14 protein-coding genes are annotated in these 15,727 nt (G+C 62.1%); 7 read left to right on the top strand and 7 right to left on the bottom strand.

The window, feature by feature from the left end:
- Positions 1-157: 157 nt before the first annotated feature.
- The 4 genes from BLW50_RS09790 (at position 158) to BLW50_RS09775 (ending at position 4,159) form a co-directional block, all read left to right on the top strand.
- Complete coding sequence (locus BLW50_RS09790; protein WP_348272805.1) at positions 158-1,828, top strand: leucyl aminopeptidase; 1,671 nt, start codon at positions 158-160, stop codon at positions 1,826-1,828.
- A gap of 4 nt (positions 1,829-1,832) precedes the next feature.
- Positions 1,833-2,384 (top strand): hypothetical protein, encoded by a 552-nt coding sequence (locus BLW50_RS09785; protein WP_139267550.1) that lies wholly within the window; start codon positions 1,833-1,835, stop codon positions 2,382-2,384.
- Positions 2,385-2,392: 8 nt separating this feature from the next.
- Entirely contained in the window at positions 2,393-2,851 is a 459-nt protein-coding gene (locus BLW50_RS09780) for a DNA polymerase III subunit chi (protein ID WP_090700973.1), read from the top strand.
- Positions 2,852-2,974: 123 nt separating this feature from the next.
- Entirely contained in the window at positions 2,975-4,159 is a 1,185-nt protein-coding gene (locus BLW50_RS09775; protein WP_090700970.1) for an MFS transporter, read from the top strand.
- A gap of 8 nt (positions 4,160-4,167) precedes the next feature.
- Here the strand turns inward: BLW50_RS09775 and BLW50_RS09770 are convergent, their stop codons facing one another.
- From BLW50_RS09770 to BLW50_RS09750, 5 genes are all read right to left on the bottom strand, one after another.
- Positions 4,168-6,039, bottom strand: coding sequence for an ABC-F family ATP-binding cassette domain-containing protein (locus BLW50_RS09770; RefSeq protein ID WP_090700966.1), 1,872 nt, complete (start codon positions 6,037-6,039; stop codon positions 4,168-4,170).
- Between the two features lie 138 nt (positions 6,040-6,177).
- Entirely contained in the window at positions 6,178-6,768 is a 591-nt protein-coding gene (locus BLW50_RS09765; protein ID WP_090700961.1) for a DUF3501 family protein, read from the bottom strand.
- Between the two features lie 110 nt (positions 6,769-6,878).
- A complete protein-coding gene (locus tag BLW50_RS09760) occupies positions 6,879-8,222 on the bottom strand; it encodes a heterodisulfide reductase-related iron-sulfur binding cluster (protein ID WP_090700958.1) in 1,344 nt (447 codons plus the stop codon).
- Between the two features lie 141 nt (positions 8,223-8,363).
- Positions 8,364-8,780, bottom strand: a complete 417-nt coding sequence (locus BLW50_RS09755; RefSeq protein ID WP_090700955.1) for a rubrerythrin family protein — start codon at positions 8,778-8,780, stop codon at positions 8,364-8,366.
- A 218-nt stretch (positions 8,781-8,998) separates the two neighbouring features.
- Positions 8,999-9,913, bottom strand: coding sequence for a LysR substrate-binding domain-containing protein (locus BLW50_RS09750; RefSeq protein WP_090700953.1), 915 nt, complete (start codon positions 9,911-9,913; stop codon positions 8,999-9,001).
- A gap of 162 nt (positions 9,914-10,075) precedes the next feature.
- On the opposite strand from BLW50_RS09750, the gene ndk reads away from it, so the two are divergent.
- The 3 genes from ndk to BLW50_RS09735 all read left to right on the top strand — a co-directional run bounded on the left by ndk (position 10,076) and on the right by BLW50_RS09735 (position 14,246).
- Positions 10,076-10,498: a nucleoside-diphosphate kinase gene (gene ndk / locus BLW50_RS09745; protein ID WP_090700949.1), complete on the top strand. Its 423-nt coding sequence runs from the start codon at positions 10,076-10,078 to the stop codon at positions 10,496-10,498.
- 254 nt (positions 10,499-10,752) lie between these two features.
- Positions 10,753-12,108: a dicarboxylate/amino acid:cation symporter gene (locus tag BLW50_RS09740; protein ID WP_090700947.1), complete on the top strand. Its 1,356-nt coding sequence runs from the start codon at positions 10,753-10,755 to the stop codon at positions 12,106-12,108.
- A gap of 53 nt (positions 12,109-12,161) precedes the next feature.
- Positions 12,162-14,246 (top strand): molybdopterin-dependent oxidoreductase, encoded by a 2,085-nt coding sequence (locus tag BLW50_RS09735; RefSeq protein WP_090700943.1) that lies wholly within the window; start codon positions 12,162-12,164, stop codon positions 14,244-14,246.
- Positions 14,247-14,448: 202 nt separating this feature from the next.
- Here the strand turns inward: BLW50_RS09735 and BLW50_RS09730 are convergent, their stop codons facing one another.
- Complete coding sequence (locus tag BLW50_RS09730; protein ID WP_090700939.1) at positions 14,449-14,853, bottom strand: GFA family protein; 405 nt, start codon at positions 14,851-14,853, stop codon at positions 14,449-14,451.
- A gap of 148 nt (positions 14,854-15,001) precedes the next feature.
- On the bottom strand, positions 15,002-15,652 hold the full coding sequence (locus BLW50_RS09725; RefSeq protein ID WP_090700936.1) for a glutathione S-transferase family protein: 651 nt from the start codon (positions 15,650-15,652) through the stop codon (positions 15,002-15,004).
- Positions 15,653-15,727 lie beyond the last annotated feature (75 nt).

The following is a 15,727-nucleotide window of genomic DNA, read 5'->3' as shown; positions in this document are numbered from 1 at the left end:
GGCGTGGCCTGCGGGCCACACCTGCGACTAATCAGAGCTTCCGTTCTAGCTCCTGGCGCGAAAGCTGTCGCTATCGCGCCGCTGGCGTTTTTCTTCCCGCCGCGACTGGGCTAGAGGGACCCAACGATGCCGGTTGCGTCGTGCCGCTCGCAAGCCCATGTTGCAAACATATATTGCTTGCAACCAAAATTGCGCTCAAAAGCGGCACACTCAGTGCGACACGCCCAGCGCGACGAAACGCGAGGATTTCATGCCGCGGAATGTGACCATCGAATTTGCGCCCCTCTCGCCCGCCACCGCCAAGAAAGCGGCCAAGAGTCAGGGAGCCAAGAGCCAGGCGGCCAAGGGCCGCGCCAGCGCCCATAGCCTGGTCGTCTTCGCTGGCGACGAGGTGGCGTTGGCGGCCATCACGGCGAAACTGCTGGGTCCGGCCGGCGAGCTGGTGAAACGCGCGGCCAAGACCGCCGGCTTTTCCGGACGTAAGGGATCTTCCGTGGAGATTCTGGCGCCCGAGGGCGTCGATGCCGAGCGGCTGCTCGTGATCGGTACCGCGCCAGCGAAATCCGATCCTGCGAAATCCGACACCGAAGAGACGCAGAAGCTCGACTTCGTCACCCTCGGTGGTTTCACCATGGGCAAGCTCGGCAAGGGCGCGGTGAAAATCCTGCTCGATCCGCCGAATGGCGCCGATGGCGCGGCGGCGGCCGACTTCGTGCTCGGCCTGCGCCTTCGCGCCTATAAGTTCGACACCTACAAGACCAAGAAGAATGACAACGGCGCCAAGGACGAAGACCTGTCGATCAGCGTCGCCGTCGCCAGCGTGGCCGATGCCAAGCGTGAGGCCGTCGCCCGCGACGCCATCGCCGATGGCACCTATATCGCGCGCACGCTCGTCAATGAGCCGGCCAACATTCTCTATCCGGAGGAGTTCGCCCGTCGCGCCCAGCAGTTGAAGAAACTCGGCGTTCAGGTCGAAGTGCTCGATATCAAGCAGATGAAGAAGCTCGGCATGGGCGCGCTGCTCGGCGTCGGCCAGGGCTCGGTGCGCGAGAGCCGCATGGTGGTGATGCGCTGGAACGGCGCGCGCAACGCCAAGAGCAAGCCCGTCGCTTTCATCGGCAAGGGCGTGACCTTCGACACCGGCGGTATTTCCATCAAGCCGGCCGGCGGCATGGAAGATATGAAGGGCGACATGGCGGGTGCGGCCTGCGTCGTCGGTCTGATGCATGCGCTGGCCGCCCGCAAGGCGAAGGTCAACGCCATCGGCGCCATTGGCCTGGTCGAGAACATGCCCGATGGCAACGCTCAGCGCCCCGGCGACATCGTTACCTCGATGTCGGGCCAGACGATCGAGGTCATCAACACCGACGCAGAAGGCCGCCTCGTGCTGGCTGATGTGCTCTGGTACATCCAGGACAAGTACAAGCCGCAGTTCATGGTCAATCTGGCGACCCTGACGGGCGCCATCCTGGTGGCGCTCGGCAGCGAATATGCCGGCCTGTTCAGCAACAACGATGAGTTGAGCACGCGCCTTACGGCCTCCGGCACCGAGACCGGCGAGCGCGTCTGGCGCATGCCGATTGGCCCGGCCTATGACAAGCTGATCGATTCGAAATTCGCCGATATGAAGAATGTCGGCGGCCGTTACGCCGGTTCTATCACGGCGGCGCAGTTTCTGCAGCGCTTTGTCAACAAAGTGCCATGGGCGCATCTTGATATAGCGGGAACCGGCATGGCTTCGCCGGCCAATGACATCAACCAGAGCTGGGGATCGGGCTGGGGCGTGCGCCTGCTCAATCATCTCGTCGCCAGTCATTACGAGGCATGACATCATGTCTGGGACGATGAGAGTGCAGTTTGCTGGTCTAGCGATGTTGGCGGCAAGTCTCACAACGAGCCTCGCCGCCGTCGCGCCGGCTTCCGCCGCTGCGCTGACCTGTGCTGAATTTCAGGATGCGTTCGTGCATGCGGTGCCGGAACTGGCGCCGCAGTTCGGCCGCTCGGTGGTGATCTCGCGCGGCACGCGCGGCGACACCCGCGAGCTCTCCACATCATCGCCGGTGGAAGGTCGGTTGACCTGCGACGGGACGCGCTTCGTGCGTTTCGAAGCGCAGTTGCAGATGCCGTCGAATCCGGCCGGCCGCGACGCTTTCTTCCGCGTTCAGCTGGCGGGCGCGATTGCCGGGCTGAAATGGAACCGCAATCGCGCCACGCAGAACATCATCGGCATGAGTAGCGAGGCGGCGGACTATCTGCGCGCCTCCGAGGAGCGGGGCGATGTCGCCATCTCCGGCAGGGTCGAGCGGCACGCCGGAGCGGCAGGGGATCTGGCTGCGATGTGGACGAAGACGGATCGCACCTTCATCGTTCTCGCGTACGACTAGTCATCGCCATGACCGAGGTCTGGTTCTACCATCTCACCCGCCAGCCGCTGGAGCGGGTCTTGCCGGCATTGCTGGAAAAGACCTTGCAGCGGGGTTGGCGGGCCGTGGTGCAAACGGGCAGCGAAGAGCGGATTGGCGCCCTCGACGATCTTTTGTGGACTTATTCGGACGCGAGCTTTCTCGCCCATGGCACGGCGCGCGATGGCGACGTCGAGATGATGCCGGTGTTCCTCACCACCGAGGCCAGCAATCCCAACGGCGCCCAGGCGCGCTTCATGGTAGACGGCGCCGATGTTTCGGCGATCGGTGCCGACAGCACGTATGAGCGCGTGCTGATCCTGTTCGACGGTAACGACGACGAGCAATTGACGGCGGCGCGCGCCAATTGGAAGCGGCTGAAGGATGCAGGCCTGGCGATTTCCTATTGGCAGCAGACCGATACCGGCGGCTGGGATAAGAAGGCCTAACGAAAGCATTTGCGGCGAATCGCGATGGCGGTTCGCTGAAGAAAATGCGTCAAAACAGAAAAGCGAGAGTTCGTTTCTGATTCGATCGGAACTGAACTCCAGACGTAAGCGGAGCGAAGCAGAGTGGGAGGTCAAAAGGACGAGGCCGCGGTGGCGGCTGGCTTTATCGATGCGCGCGCCCGTGTAGAATTCATCGCGATCTGCCTCGTTGGCTTCTTCTTCTCCTTCACCAACAATTACTCGTCGCTCTTGGCGATTGTCTTCGAACGCTCCGGCCATTCGCTGCCGGATGCGGGTCTGCTGCTGAGCCTGTTCGCGATCCCCGCGATCCTGGCCGCGCTTCTGTCGAGCGCCGCCTGCGCGCGCATCGGCGTGTTGCCGACCATACGCGTGGCGATCTTCCTGACCATGATCGGCATGGGCAGTTTCGCCTTCACGCGCGAAAGCTTCTGGCTGTCGCTGCTGTCGCGCCTGGTGCAGGGCGCCGGCGTCGGCCTGTTTCTGCCAGCCGCCATGGTCTATTCGCAGAGCCGGATCAACCGCAAACGCTTTGTCTATTTCATCACGGTCTTCTCGGCGGTCGTGCCCTTGGCCGCCATCGCGCCGCCGATCGGCGCCTGGACGTTGGAACGTTATGGCTTTGCGTCCCTGTTTGCGGAAGCGGCGCTGCCCTCGGCCCTGGCCATCGCGCTCACCTATGCGCTGCGGATGGCGCAACGGCCAAACAACACCGGCGGTCTCAATCTTGGCGCTGGCCTGCAGCGACGCCTTCTATTGCCTTATGCGACGGTGATGATCGGTGGCCTGCTCTATGGCTATTCGACCAGCTATCTGGCCGCCGATCTGCATGAGCGGACGATCGCGCTGGCGGCTTTCTTCGTGCCGTCATCCATCTCGCTCGTGGCGATGCGTTTCGCCGCCATGCGCGTGCTGGCGGCTGTGGCGCTGCCGATCCTGGTGGCGGCGAGCCTCGGCACTTACGCGTTGGGCTTCGCCTTGATAGCGCTGGCGAGTGGACCGCTGGTCATGATCGCAGGTGCGCTGGCTTATGGCATCGGCAACAGCATCATGCTGCCGGTCGTTGCCGCCTGGGTGGTCGAAGGACTCGAGCCGCAGGACCGTTCAGGCCCGCAGGCGGTCAATATTTCATTCTTCTATTTCGGCCTTTACGCGACGCCTTGGCCGATCGCCCATCTCATCGGCGCCGTCGGCTATGTCACAACCGAATGGGTGATCGCGGCCATCGCCGTCGCGATGATGGCGGTCGTGCTGGCCTTTGTCATGCGCCCAGCGCGCGCTGGGGCTTGAAGCAATCGTCAGCCCTGCGCTGATTCAAGTTCACCCGACAGGACAAGCCATTCCTCTTCAGCGCCCATGAGCGCGCCTTCGAGTTCGCTGCGCTGGCGTGCCAGCTCGCCGGCCTTGGCCGGGTCGCGGGCAAAGGTTTCCGGATGGGCCAGCAGGGCATCGATCCGCTGCAACAAATCCTCGAACTTGCGCATCTTCTGCTCGGCCGCATCGATGCGCTTGCGCAATTGCGACGCATCCTTGCGGCTGAGCGGCGCTTCGCGCTTTTCCGCCAGCGTATCCGACTTAGGTGTCTCGCGGCTCGACGTTTCCGCACCGGCCTTGCCAAGGACATAGCGGACATAGTCGTCCATATCGCCGTCGAAGGGCCTGACGGTGCCGCCGTCGACCAGCCACAGCCGGTCGGCGCAGGCTTCGAGCAGATAACGATCATGCGAGACGAGAATGATCGTACCCTCGTATTCGTTGATCGCTTCGATCAGCGCCGCGCGGCTGTCGATGTCGAGATGGTTGGTCGGCTCGTCCATGATGATCAGATGCGGACCACCGAAGGTGGCGAGCGCCATCAGGAGACGCGCCTTCTCGCCACCCGAAAGTTCGGTGATGCGCGTATCGGCCTTGCCGCCGGAGAAGCCGGCACGGGCGCAGCGCGCCCGGATCTGGGCCTGCGTCGCGCCGGGCATCAGCTGGGCGAGGTGGGAGTAGGGCGTGCCGGTGGAATCGAGATCGTCGATCTGATGTTGGGCGAAGAAACCAACATCGAGCCGTGAAGACCGCCTGATCTCGCCCTTCATCGCGTCGAGCCGTCCGGCCACCAGTTTGGCGAAGGTCGATTTGCCGTTGCCGTTGGCGCCGAGCAGGCCAATGCGATCGTCGTTGGAGATCGACAGGCTCAGGCGCGACAGCACGACGCGTTCGTCATAGCCGGCGCTGACATTGTCCATGGCGACGATAGGCGGCGACAGCGGCTTTTCCGGCGAGGGAAAGTTGAAGGGCAGCACGTCGTCATCGACGATGGCCGACATCGGCTCCATCTTTTCCAGCATCTTCAGGCGCGATTGGGCCTGTCGCGCCTTGGTGGCCTTGGCGCGGAAGCGGTCGACGAAGGATTGCAGATGTTTGCGCTTGTCGTCCTGCTTCTTGATGTGCTTGGCCTGGATCGCCATCTGTTCGCGGCGCTGCCGCTCGAAGCTGCTGTAATTGCCACGCCAGATCGTGAGCTTGGCGCGCTCGAGATGCAGAATGTGATCGGCCACCGCATCGAGCAGGTCGCGATCATGGCTGATGACGATGATGGTCGCTGGATAGCGGCCGAGATAATCGACCAGCCAGAGCGTGCCTTCGAGATCGAGATAGTTTGTCGGCTCATCGAGCAGCAACAGGTCGGGCCGCGAGAACAGGACGGCCGCCAAGGCCACGCGCATGCGCCAGCCGCCGGAAAATTCCGACAGCGGCCGCTGCTGCGCGTCGTGGTCGAAGCCGAGGCCGGAGAGGATTTCCGCCGCCCGCGCCGGGGCCGCATGGGCCTCGATATCGACGAGCCGCGTGTGGATGTCGGCGATGCGATGGGCGTCGGTGGCGGTCTCGGCTTCCACGAGCAGCGCGGCGCGCTCCTTGTCGGCATCGAGCACGAAGGAGATCAGGCTTTGCGGGCCGCCGGGGGCTTCCTGCTCGACACGGCCGAGGCGCGCCCGGCTGGGCAGGCTGATCGTGCCGCTTTCGGGGGCGATCTCGTCGGCGATCAGCCGGAACAGCGTCGTCTTGCCGGCGCCATTGCGGCCGACAAAGCCGATCCGCGCCCGTTCCGGCAGGAACGCGCTGGCGCCGTCGAACAAAAGCCGCGGCCCGAGACGGTAGGTGAGATCGTTGATCTGCAACATGGCGCTGTCATGCGCAGACTTGGGCGGGGATGCAAGTCCTGGCCAAGTCCTGAGGGCTCAAGCCCTGGGGCAGGTTGTCGCTGATCCCTGATGTCATTCCCGGCGCGCCGTCGGCGCCGGGGATGACAGAGAGAGCGCTTAGTCGAAATCCTTGGCCAATTCGGCGCGGGTTACTTCGGTCAGCACCGCCATATGGTTGTAGTTCTCGTGGCCGAGGCCGAGGATCACCTGCGCGCCGGGCTTCTTGAACGCCTCGATCTGCGCCGCGCTGAACGGGAAGTGGACAAACTGCACCGACGAGGCCTTGCCGGCTTCGGTGGTACGGTCCTGGTCTTCCTCCGGCTTGCCGGTGATCTTTTCGCCGTTGATCATCACGAAGGCGGTTTCCTCGATGCCGCCGAGGCGGCCGAGGATGCGCTTGCGCCGCTCCGGTTCGTCGATCTCGATCATGAACGTCGCGACCAGTTCCTGGCCTTGCGGGATCAGCGGGTTATAGGCCGCCAGTTCGTCCTTGAGCTGTTCCTCGCCGCCGCGTTCGATGTGCAGCATCTCCTGCACCTGCAGCCACATGGTCTCGAAATTTTCGAAATAGAAGGTGATGTTGGGGCCGACGTCGACACGGCGATTGCGCTTGGTCTGCGTGATGCGCTTGCGGGTTTCTATCCGGCCCTTGGCATAGTCAGCCCAGGGCACGATATCGGCGGCGGTGATCTGGTGTTTGGCGGCCATGGCTCTGCTCGTTTCCGTTTAATAGGTAGCATTTTCAAGCGAGGTGGATACCGGCTCGCGCGGAGAAAATGCGAGGAATTAAAAACCAAGCGGGTTGTACCCGCTTGGCTTCAGAAATCGAGTCCATAGCTGCGGGCGAGCAGCTGGATCGGATGTTTCACCAGTTGCGGCTTTGGCTTGTCGGTGCCCAGCGCATCGATGCCCTGGGTGATGTGCACGCCAGCCAGCGGGCATTCCGAGGTCACGAACGCCTTGCCGCCGTCGCGCGTCGTGCGCGCCACCGGCCGGCCGACCTTTTTCGCGGTGTCGAAATTACCCTTCTTGAAGCCCCAGGCGCCGCCATGGCCCGAGCAGCGCTCGATCACCTGAACGTCGGCCTGCGGCAGCAGTTTCAGCATCTCATTGGCCTTCTGGCCCATGTTCTGGGCGCGCGAATGGCAGGAGATGTGCAGCGACACGCCACCAGCGATCGGCTCCATACCGGGCGCCATGCCGTTCTTCTTAGCGATGTCGACGACATATTCGCTGAGATCGAAGGTCGCTTGCGAAAGCTTCTTCACCGCTGCGTTGTCGGGCAGGATCAGGGGCCATTCGAATTTCAGCATCAGCGCGCAGGAGGGCACCAGCGCGATCACGTCATAGCCCTTGTCGATCCACTCATTCAGGGCTTTAGCGACGATCTCAGCCGCCTTCGCCACTTCGGCGATGTGGCCCTGTTCGAGCATCGGCATGCCGCAGCAATGGGGATGCACCACTTCGGTCTCGACACCGTTGCGCGCCAGCACGCCACGCGCGGCAAGGCCGACTGAAGGGTCGTTGTAATTGTTGAAGCAGGTGGCGTAGAGCACGGCCTTGCGGCCAAAGCCCGGCGCTTCGCGGTTGATTTCGGGCGTCGTCGCACGCGCCTGGCTGGTCAGCGGCGAGGTGGTATAGGTCGGCAGTTCGGCGCGGGCGTCGATGCCGGTGACCTTCTCCAGAACGGCGCGCGAGAACTTGCTGTTGGTCGCGGTCACGGCATTGGCGATCGGCGCCACGATGCCGATGAGCTTGCCGTTGCGATCGGTCTCAGCGAGCTGCTTGTCGATGAAGGAGGCGTTGCCCTTCTTGGCTTCGACGGCGCGATAGCGCAGCATCAGATGCGGGAAATCGAGATCGAAAGAGTGCGGCGGCACATAGGGGCACTTCGACATGAAGCACATGTCGCAGAGCGTGCAGGCATCGACGACCGATTTGAAATCGCTGCTGGCGACGGTGTCCAGCTCTTCCGAGGGAGCCGCATCGACCAGATCGAACAGGCGTGGGAAAGAATCACAAAGATTGAAGCAGCGCCGGCAGCCGTGACAGATGTCGAAGACGCGCCGCAGTTCGGCGTCGAGCTTCGCTTCGTCATAGAACTCGGGATTTTGCCAGTCGATTGGGTGTCGGGTCGGCGCTTCGAGACTTCCCTCGCTCATGGCAACTTTCTCTGTGTTTTTGAAGATGTGAGACGAAAACGGCCGGAGTGATGACTCCGGCCGCCACAATGCAACTGTCGCTGAATTCGATCTGGAAAGGCCCGCTGTGACGGGCGCGGATCAATTCAATTTTGCGGCGGTTTACTTGAGTTCGTCGAGGGCGCGCTGGAAGCGGCCGGCATGCGAACGCTCGGCCTTGGCCAGCGTTTCGAACCAGTCGGCGATTTCCTCGTGGCCTTCTTCGCGCGCCGTGCGCGCCATGCCCGGATACATGTCGGTGTATTCGTGCGTTTCGCCAGCGACGGCGGCGGCGAGGTTCAGGTTGGTCGCGCCGATCGGCAGGCCGGTGGCCGGGTCGCCGCAGGCTTCCAGGAATTCGAGATGGCCATGGGCGTGGCCGGTTTCGCCTTCCGCGGTCGAGCGGAACACGGCGGCGACATCGTTGTAGCCTTCAACGTCAGCCTTTTGAGCGAAATACAGATAGCGGCGATTAGCTTGGGACTCGCCAGAGAACGCTTCCTTGAGATTATTTTCGGTTTTGCTGCCCTTGAGAGACATTTTTTCTCCAACGCAAATCGGTTGCCGGGATTATCCGGAGGGTCTCGGAGGCGCGAACAGCCTGCCGTTCCGGATTGGAATTATTCTTGGAATTATTCTAGCTTAAGTGTCAACGCGGGCCGTCGGTATGGGACGAAGAGCCGCATGAATTGTGGCAGCCTGACCTTGTCAGATCGGCGGTGCCGATTAATGCCATCGGCTTAGCCAATCATATGTCGTTATTTTTGCAGCTTGCGCAGGGGCTCGGGCAGGGAAGCCCGGATCAGCCGCGCCAGCTCGACGAGCGCCTTCAGGCGGGGGCTGTTGCGGCGGTAAATCAGGCGAATATGCCGATTGGCGTCGCCAGCCAGGGGCCGGATGGCGATCTGAACGCCGGCGGCGCGGCCGCTTTCGATCGCCATTTGCGGCACCAAGGTCACGCCGAAACCGGCGCCGACCAGATGCAGGAGGGTTTCCAGCGATGTGGCGCGAATGTCGGCATGGCCGGCGATGTTGGCTTCCTGCTGGCGGCACAGATCGACCACCTGGTCGCGCAGGCAATGTCCGTCGGAGAGCAGCAGCAGCGACTTTGGATCGATATCGCTCGGCTTGACGACCTTGAGGGCGAGCAGGGGATGGTTGGCCGGTGTCGCCACCGAGAACGGCTCCTCGAACAGATCCATCGAGGTGATTTCCGGCGGCTCGGGCGGCGTGGCGATGATCGCCGCGTCGAGTTTGCCCTGGGCGACAAGCGGCACGAGATTGCCGGTGAGATCCTCGACGATGACGAGCGGCGCGTTCGGCAGTTTCTCGGCGGCCGCCGGCAGCACATAGGGCATCAGATAGGGCCCGAGCGTCGGAATGACGCCCAGCCGCAGACGGCCCGACAGGGGATCACGATTGGCGCGGGCGATATCGACAATGTCCTGGGAGGCTGAGACGGCGCGCCGCGCATGTTCGATGATTTCCTCGCCGGCCTCGGTTGGCCGCACCGATCGCCCGACGCGGTGGAACACCGTAATGCCCAGCTCCTCTTCGAGCTTGGCGATCTGGCCGCTCAAGGTCGGCTGGCTGACGTTGCAGGCGGCGGCCGCCTTGCCGAAATGGCCGTGCTCGGACAGGGCGATGATGTATTGCAGGTCGCGAAGATTCATGATCTCGTCTTTAATTGATATTGCCGATGCGTCTACGGCATTTGATCGGAGATATCAATATCAATCCTGAGGCGAAACCACCGTCCGGCGTTTCTTGTACCTGACAACTCCACCGTCTATAAGCGCCGCTCCTTCCACTGATTTTCAGGAAAGCCCAGCCAGATGGCCCTCGAACGTACTTTTTCGATCCTCAAGCCCGATGCGACGCGCCGCAATCTGACGGGCGCCGTGAACGCTTTGGTCGAAAAGGCGGGACTGCGCATCGTCGCTCAGAAGCGCATTCAGATGACCCGCGCGCAGGCTGAAACCTTCTACGCCGTTCACAAGGAACGCCCCTTCTTCGGCGAGCTGGTTGAGTTCATGACATCCGGCCCGGTCGTCGTGCAGGTGCTCGAAGCCGAGAACGCCATCGCCAAGTATCGCGAAGTGATGGGCGCGACCAACCCGGCCAACGCCGCGCCGGGCACGATCCGCAAGGAATTCGCTGAGTCCGTCGGCGAGAACACCGCGCATGGTTCCGACGCCCCGGAGACGGCGGCGATCGAAATCGCCCAGTTCTTCGCCGGCAACGAAATCGTCGGCTGACGTTTTGAATAACCAGGTCACGGTTCGCCGTGACCTGGATCCCAGCCGGACTTGTTGCAGCGCACTGTCAATGGCCGGTTCTATCGTGCTGCGGTTTGACTGAATCAAACGTCACCCAGACACGCCAAAATCAAGCTTCAGAGCAACATCTCGTGATTTGCCTCGCCACCGGCAACGCCAGATAAAGATCAGGTGACGGTCCGCCTCGGCGATTGCGAAGACGAACTGTCTCGCGAACGAGTGAGGCGAGAGCCATGTCATCTCCGGTCTTGTCATCTCCAGCCATTCCAGCAACGAGCGGATCGGCATCACCACGCAAGGCCTGGTGGTCGCATCTTTATGTGCAGGTGTTGATCGCCATCGCGCTGGGTGTCGCCCTTGGCTATTTCAGGCCAGACATCGCAAGCTCTGACGCCGTCAAAGCGCTCGGCGACGGCTTCGTCAAACTGATCCGCATGATCATCGCCCCGATCATCTTCTGCACCGTCGTCGTTGGCATCGCCGGGATGGAGAGCATGAAGAAGGTGGGGCGCGTCGGTCTCACCGCCATCATCTATTTCGAGGTCATGACGACGATCGCGCTGATCGTCGGCCTCGTGGTCATCAACGTGCTGCATCCGGGCATAGGCGCCAATATCGATCCGAAGACGATCGATCCGCACCAGATCGCGACCTTCACGGCCGCTGCTGCACACAGCACGACAACTCAATTTCTCCTCGACATCATCCCCGAGAGTTTCGTCGGCGCTTTTGCCAAAGGCGATATTCTGCCCGTGCTGTTTCTGGCCGTGCTGTTTGGCTTCGCCTTGTTCCGCCTCGGCGAAACGGGCAAGCCCGTGCTCGATCTGATCGACCGGACCGGCAAAGTGATGTTTGGCATTGTCGGCGTAATCATGCGGGCAGCACCGATCGGCGCATTCGGCGCGATGGCCTATGTGGTCTCCAAATTCGGCATCGGCAGCCTATGGTATCCGATCTATCTGCTCATCATCTTCTATGTCACCTCGATCCTCTTCGTGCTCGTGATCTTCGGCCTGGTTGCACGCTGGGCCGGCTTCAGCATCATCGCCTTCGTGCGCTACATCAAGGAAGAGTTGCTGCTGGTGCTCGGCACATCCTCTTCTGAATCGGCGTTGCCGCGCTTGATGGCGAAGCTGGAGAATCTCGGTTGTGAGAAGTCCGTTGTCGGCCTCGTCGTTCCCACCGGCTATTCCTTCAATCTCGATGGCACGACGCTTTATCTGGCGCTCTCCGCCATCTTCGTTGCCCAGGCGACCAATACCTCGCTGACGATCGGCGATCAGCTTGCCATCATGGCCGTGCTGATCCTCACTTCGAAGGGCGCGGCGGGTGTGACGGGCGCTGGTTTCACCACGCTTGTCGCCACCTTGTCGGTGATCCCGACGATCCCCGTGGTTGGCATCACCACCATTCAAGGCATCGACAAGTTCATGTCCGAATGCCGGGCGCTGACCAATCTGGTCGGTAATGGCGTTGCCACCATCGTCGTGTCGAAATTGGAGGGCGCGCTTGATGTCGAGCGGATGAACCGCGTCCTGTCGTTCGAGACGGAGGCGGAGGCCGACAATCCGGAGTCCATGGTGGCGTGAAGGTTCCCAAGGGGCTACTGGCCAATCAACCCGGCTGCGTCTAAAACTTCCGCATGAACGCGCCCGCCAAAATCGAACGTCGCCCGTCGGTCTGTCCGCACGATTGCCCGTCGGCCTGCGCGCTCGATGTGGAAGTGATTGACGGCCAGCGCATCGGTCGCATTCATGGCGCCAAGGATCAAAGTTATACGGCCGGCGTCATCTGCGCCAAGGTGGCGCGCTATGCCGAGCGCATCCATCATGCCGAGCGGCTGCTTCATCCGCTGAGGCGCATCGGCGCGAAAGGCGAGGGGCGTTTTGAGCGCATCTCCTGGGACGAGGCGCTGGATGAAATAGGCAGCCGCTTCAACCAGGCCGAGCATGCGTTCGGCGCGGAAAGCATCTGGCTCAATTATTACGCCGGCACCATGGGCAAGGTGATGAAGGACGGCATCAACCGTCTTGCCCATGCCAAGAAATATTCGCGCCACAATGGCACCATCTGCGTCAACCTGGCTTGGCCCGGATATCTTGCCGGCACCGGCTTCATGGCGGGGCCTGATCCGCGCGAGATGGCGAAGTCCGACTGCATCGTCATCTGGGGCACCAATGCGGTGGCGACGCAGGTCAATGTGATGACCCATGCCTTGCGCGCCCGCAAGGAGCGCCAGGCGAAGATCGTCGTCATCGATATCTATCACAACGACACGATGAAACAGGCCGACATGGCGCTCTGCCTGCGGCCAGGCAGCGACGGCGCGCTCGCCTGCGCCGTCATGCACGTTCTGTTTCGCGATGGGCTCGCCGATCGTGCCTATCTGGAAAAATACACCGATGTACCGGACGAACTTGAGGCGCATCTGGCGACGCGCGGGCCTGAATGGGCGTCGGCCATCACCGGCCTGTCGGTGGCGGAGATCGAGGCTTTTGCCCGGCTCATTGGCACGACCAAGAAAACCTACTTTCGTCTGGGCTACGGCTTCTCGCGCCAGCGCAATGGTGCGTCCAATATGCATGCGGCGGCAAGCATCGCGGCCGTGGCCGGCTCATGGCAATATGAGGGGGGCGGCGCCTTTCACAACAACGGCGGCATTTTCCGGCTGAAGCTGCCGCTGGTCACTGGCGCCGACGTGATGGACCCCGCGACCCGTTGGCTCGACCAGTCACGCGTCGGCGCCATTCTGTGCGGCGACGAAGACGCGCTGAAAGGCGGCCCTTCCGTCAAAGCCATGTTGATCCAGAACACCAACCCGGTGTCTGTCGCGCCAGACCAGACGCGCGTCAAACAAGGCTTCGCGCGCGAGGATCTGTTTCTGGTGGTGCATGAGCAGTTCATGACCGAGACGGCTTTGATGGCCGACATCGTTCTGCCGGCGACCATGTTTCTTGAACATGACGACATCTATACCGGTGGCGGCCATCAATATATCGAACTGGCCAAGAAGCTCGTCGATCCCCCTGGTGAATGCCGCAACAATCACGATGTGGTCTGCGCCATTGCCGCGCGCGTCGGTGCCGAGCATCCGGGCTTTGCGATGACGCCGCGCCAACATATCGATGCCGGCTTGCGCACGTCCGGCTGGGGCTCGATCGAAGATCTCGAAAAGACCAATTGGCGCGACGTGCAGCCGGATTTCGACACCGCGCATTTCCTCAAAGGCTTTGCTTGGCCCGACGGCAAATATCGCTTCAAGGCCGACTGGGCGCGCGTACCTTTCGGCGGCGAATTGTCGGAGGGCTGGCGGCAGATGCCGGTGCTGCCCGATCATTGGGATGTGAACGAAAAGGTCGATGCGGCGCGCCCGTTCAAACTGGCGACCAGCCCGTCACGCTCCTTCCTCAATTCGTCCTTCAACGAGACGCCATCTTCGCTGGCGCGAGAGGGGAGGCCGAGCGTGCTGGTTCATCCAGACGACGCGGCGGCGCTTGCCATCGCCGATGGCGACAAGGTCGTGCTCGGCAACGAGCGCGGCGAGGTGCGGCTGCACGCGAAGCTCTTTGCCGGCGTGCAGCGCGGCGTGCTGATTTCTGAAGGCATCTGGCCGAACCACGCGTTCGAGGATGGCAGGGGCATCAACACGCTGACCCGCGCCGAAGCGCCGGCGCCTTTTGGCGGCGCTGCTTTCCACGACAATCACGTTTGGATCAAGCGGGCCTGATGTCCTGTAAGACCAGCGGTGTCATCCCGGACACCTGCGCAGCAGGTGATCCGGGATCCAGGAGTCAAGGGCCGGCATCATGGGCGCTATGCGTGCCATGTTCGATGGACGCAATGTCTGGCGCTCTATCACATGCCCCTGGTTCCCGGATCGCCTGCGGCGTCCGGGATGACACAGCTGCGAGCGCTCGCCAGAATTGATGTCAACGCGGCGGCATACCCGGAAAAGCTGGTAGGCCCTCCGCAAGGCAATGGAACGACTGCTTCTCCGCCGTGTGAATAGCCATCTGTGGTGCGAACGCCGTTGGGTCGTCCAGGGTGCCGATCTTCAAGATGACGAAGGGCAGATCCGGACGCCGCGTGACCATATGCGTTCCGCATTCTTCGCAGAATTCGCGCGTCACCGGCTTTTCCAAGTCGCTTCGCGCGAAGCTTTTGGGGTGGCCGCTGACATAGCGGAAGCCATCGGGCGGCATGAGCATGAACATGTGGGGCGCGCCGCCGCTGATATGCTGGCAGGCACGGCAATAGCATTCGGCTTGCAGCCGCGGCGTGCCTTCGGCGACATAGCGGACCTTGCCGCAATAACAACCACCTTCGAGTTTCATCGAACAGCAACCTCTTGATCAGGATCGAGCGGCAGTTTAACAGCGCGCCCGGTGCGCGCCAACAGAAAGGACGATCGTATTTTGCAGTTGATGGACGCATCAAACGCGATGAAGGCGCATCACAACAAAGACCCGGAGCAGGCCGCTGTCAGTCGGTCGATGCGGCGGTGAAAACCGCTCGTTGGGCGTCGAACGCACGTTTGTAAGCGGGTCGCGTTTCACCGCGGGCGACATAGGCGGACAGGTTCGGATATTCCTCCAAAATGCCTGATCCATGTAACCTACGCAGCACCGTCACCATCAGCAGGTCTCCGGCGCTGAATGCACCATCGAGCCAATCGGCGCCGCCAAGACGACGGGAAAGGGCGTGCAGCCGATTTCGGATGCTGTCATCGAGAACACGCAGGCGCTGCGCGTACCAGGGCTCTTCGCGCTCGAGGATATGGGCGAGGGTGCGGTCGAAGATCGGCGGCTCCACCGTATTGAGCGCGGCAAACATCCATGTGATCGCGCGCGCCCGGGCATTGGCATCGTCTGGTAGTAAGCCCCCATGACGCTCGGCGATATGGAACACGATGGCCCCGGACTCGAACAGTGCGAGGTCGCCTTCTTCATAGGTTGGAATCTGCCCGAAAGGGTGAAGCGCCAGATGCGCCGGCTTTTTCATCGCTTCGAACGAAAGCAGACGAACGTCGTAAGGCTGGCCAACTTCTTCGAGCGCCCAGCGAATACGCATGTCACGCGCCAGACCCCTGCCGCGATCAGGCGACCGTTCAAAGGCGGTAATGGTAATAGTCATGGAGGGCCTCCATAGCTGGTCTGCCTTGAAGACGACTGGCTAAACGAGATTCCTACATCCCACGCTCAAAATAAT

Source organism: Beijerinckia sp. 28-YEA-48 (genome assembly GCF_900104955.1).
Classification (GTDB): Bacteria; Pseudomonadota; Alphaproteobacteria; order Rhizobiales; family Beijerinckiaceae; genus Terripilifer.
Note: the sequence above shows the minus strand (reverse complement) of the source record. Positions and strands in the feature narration are given on the sequence as shown.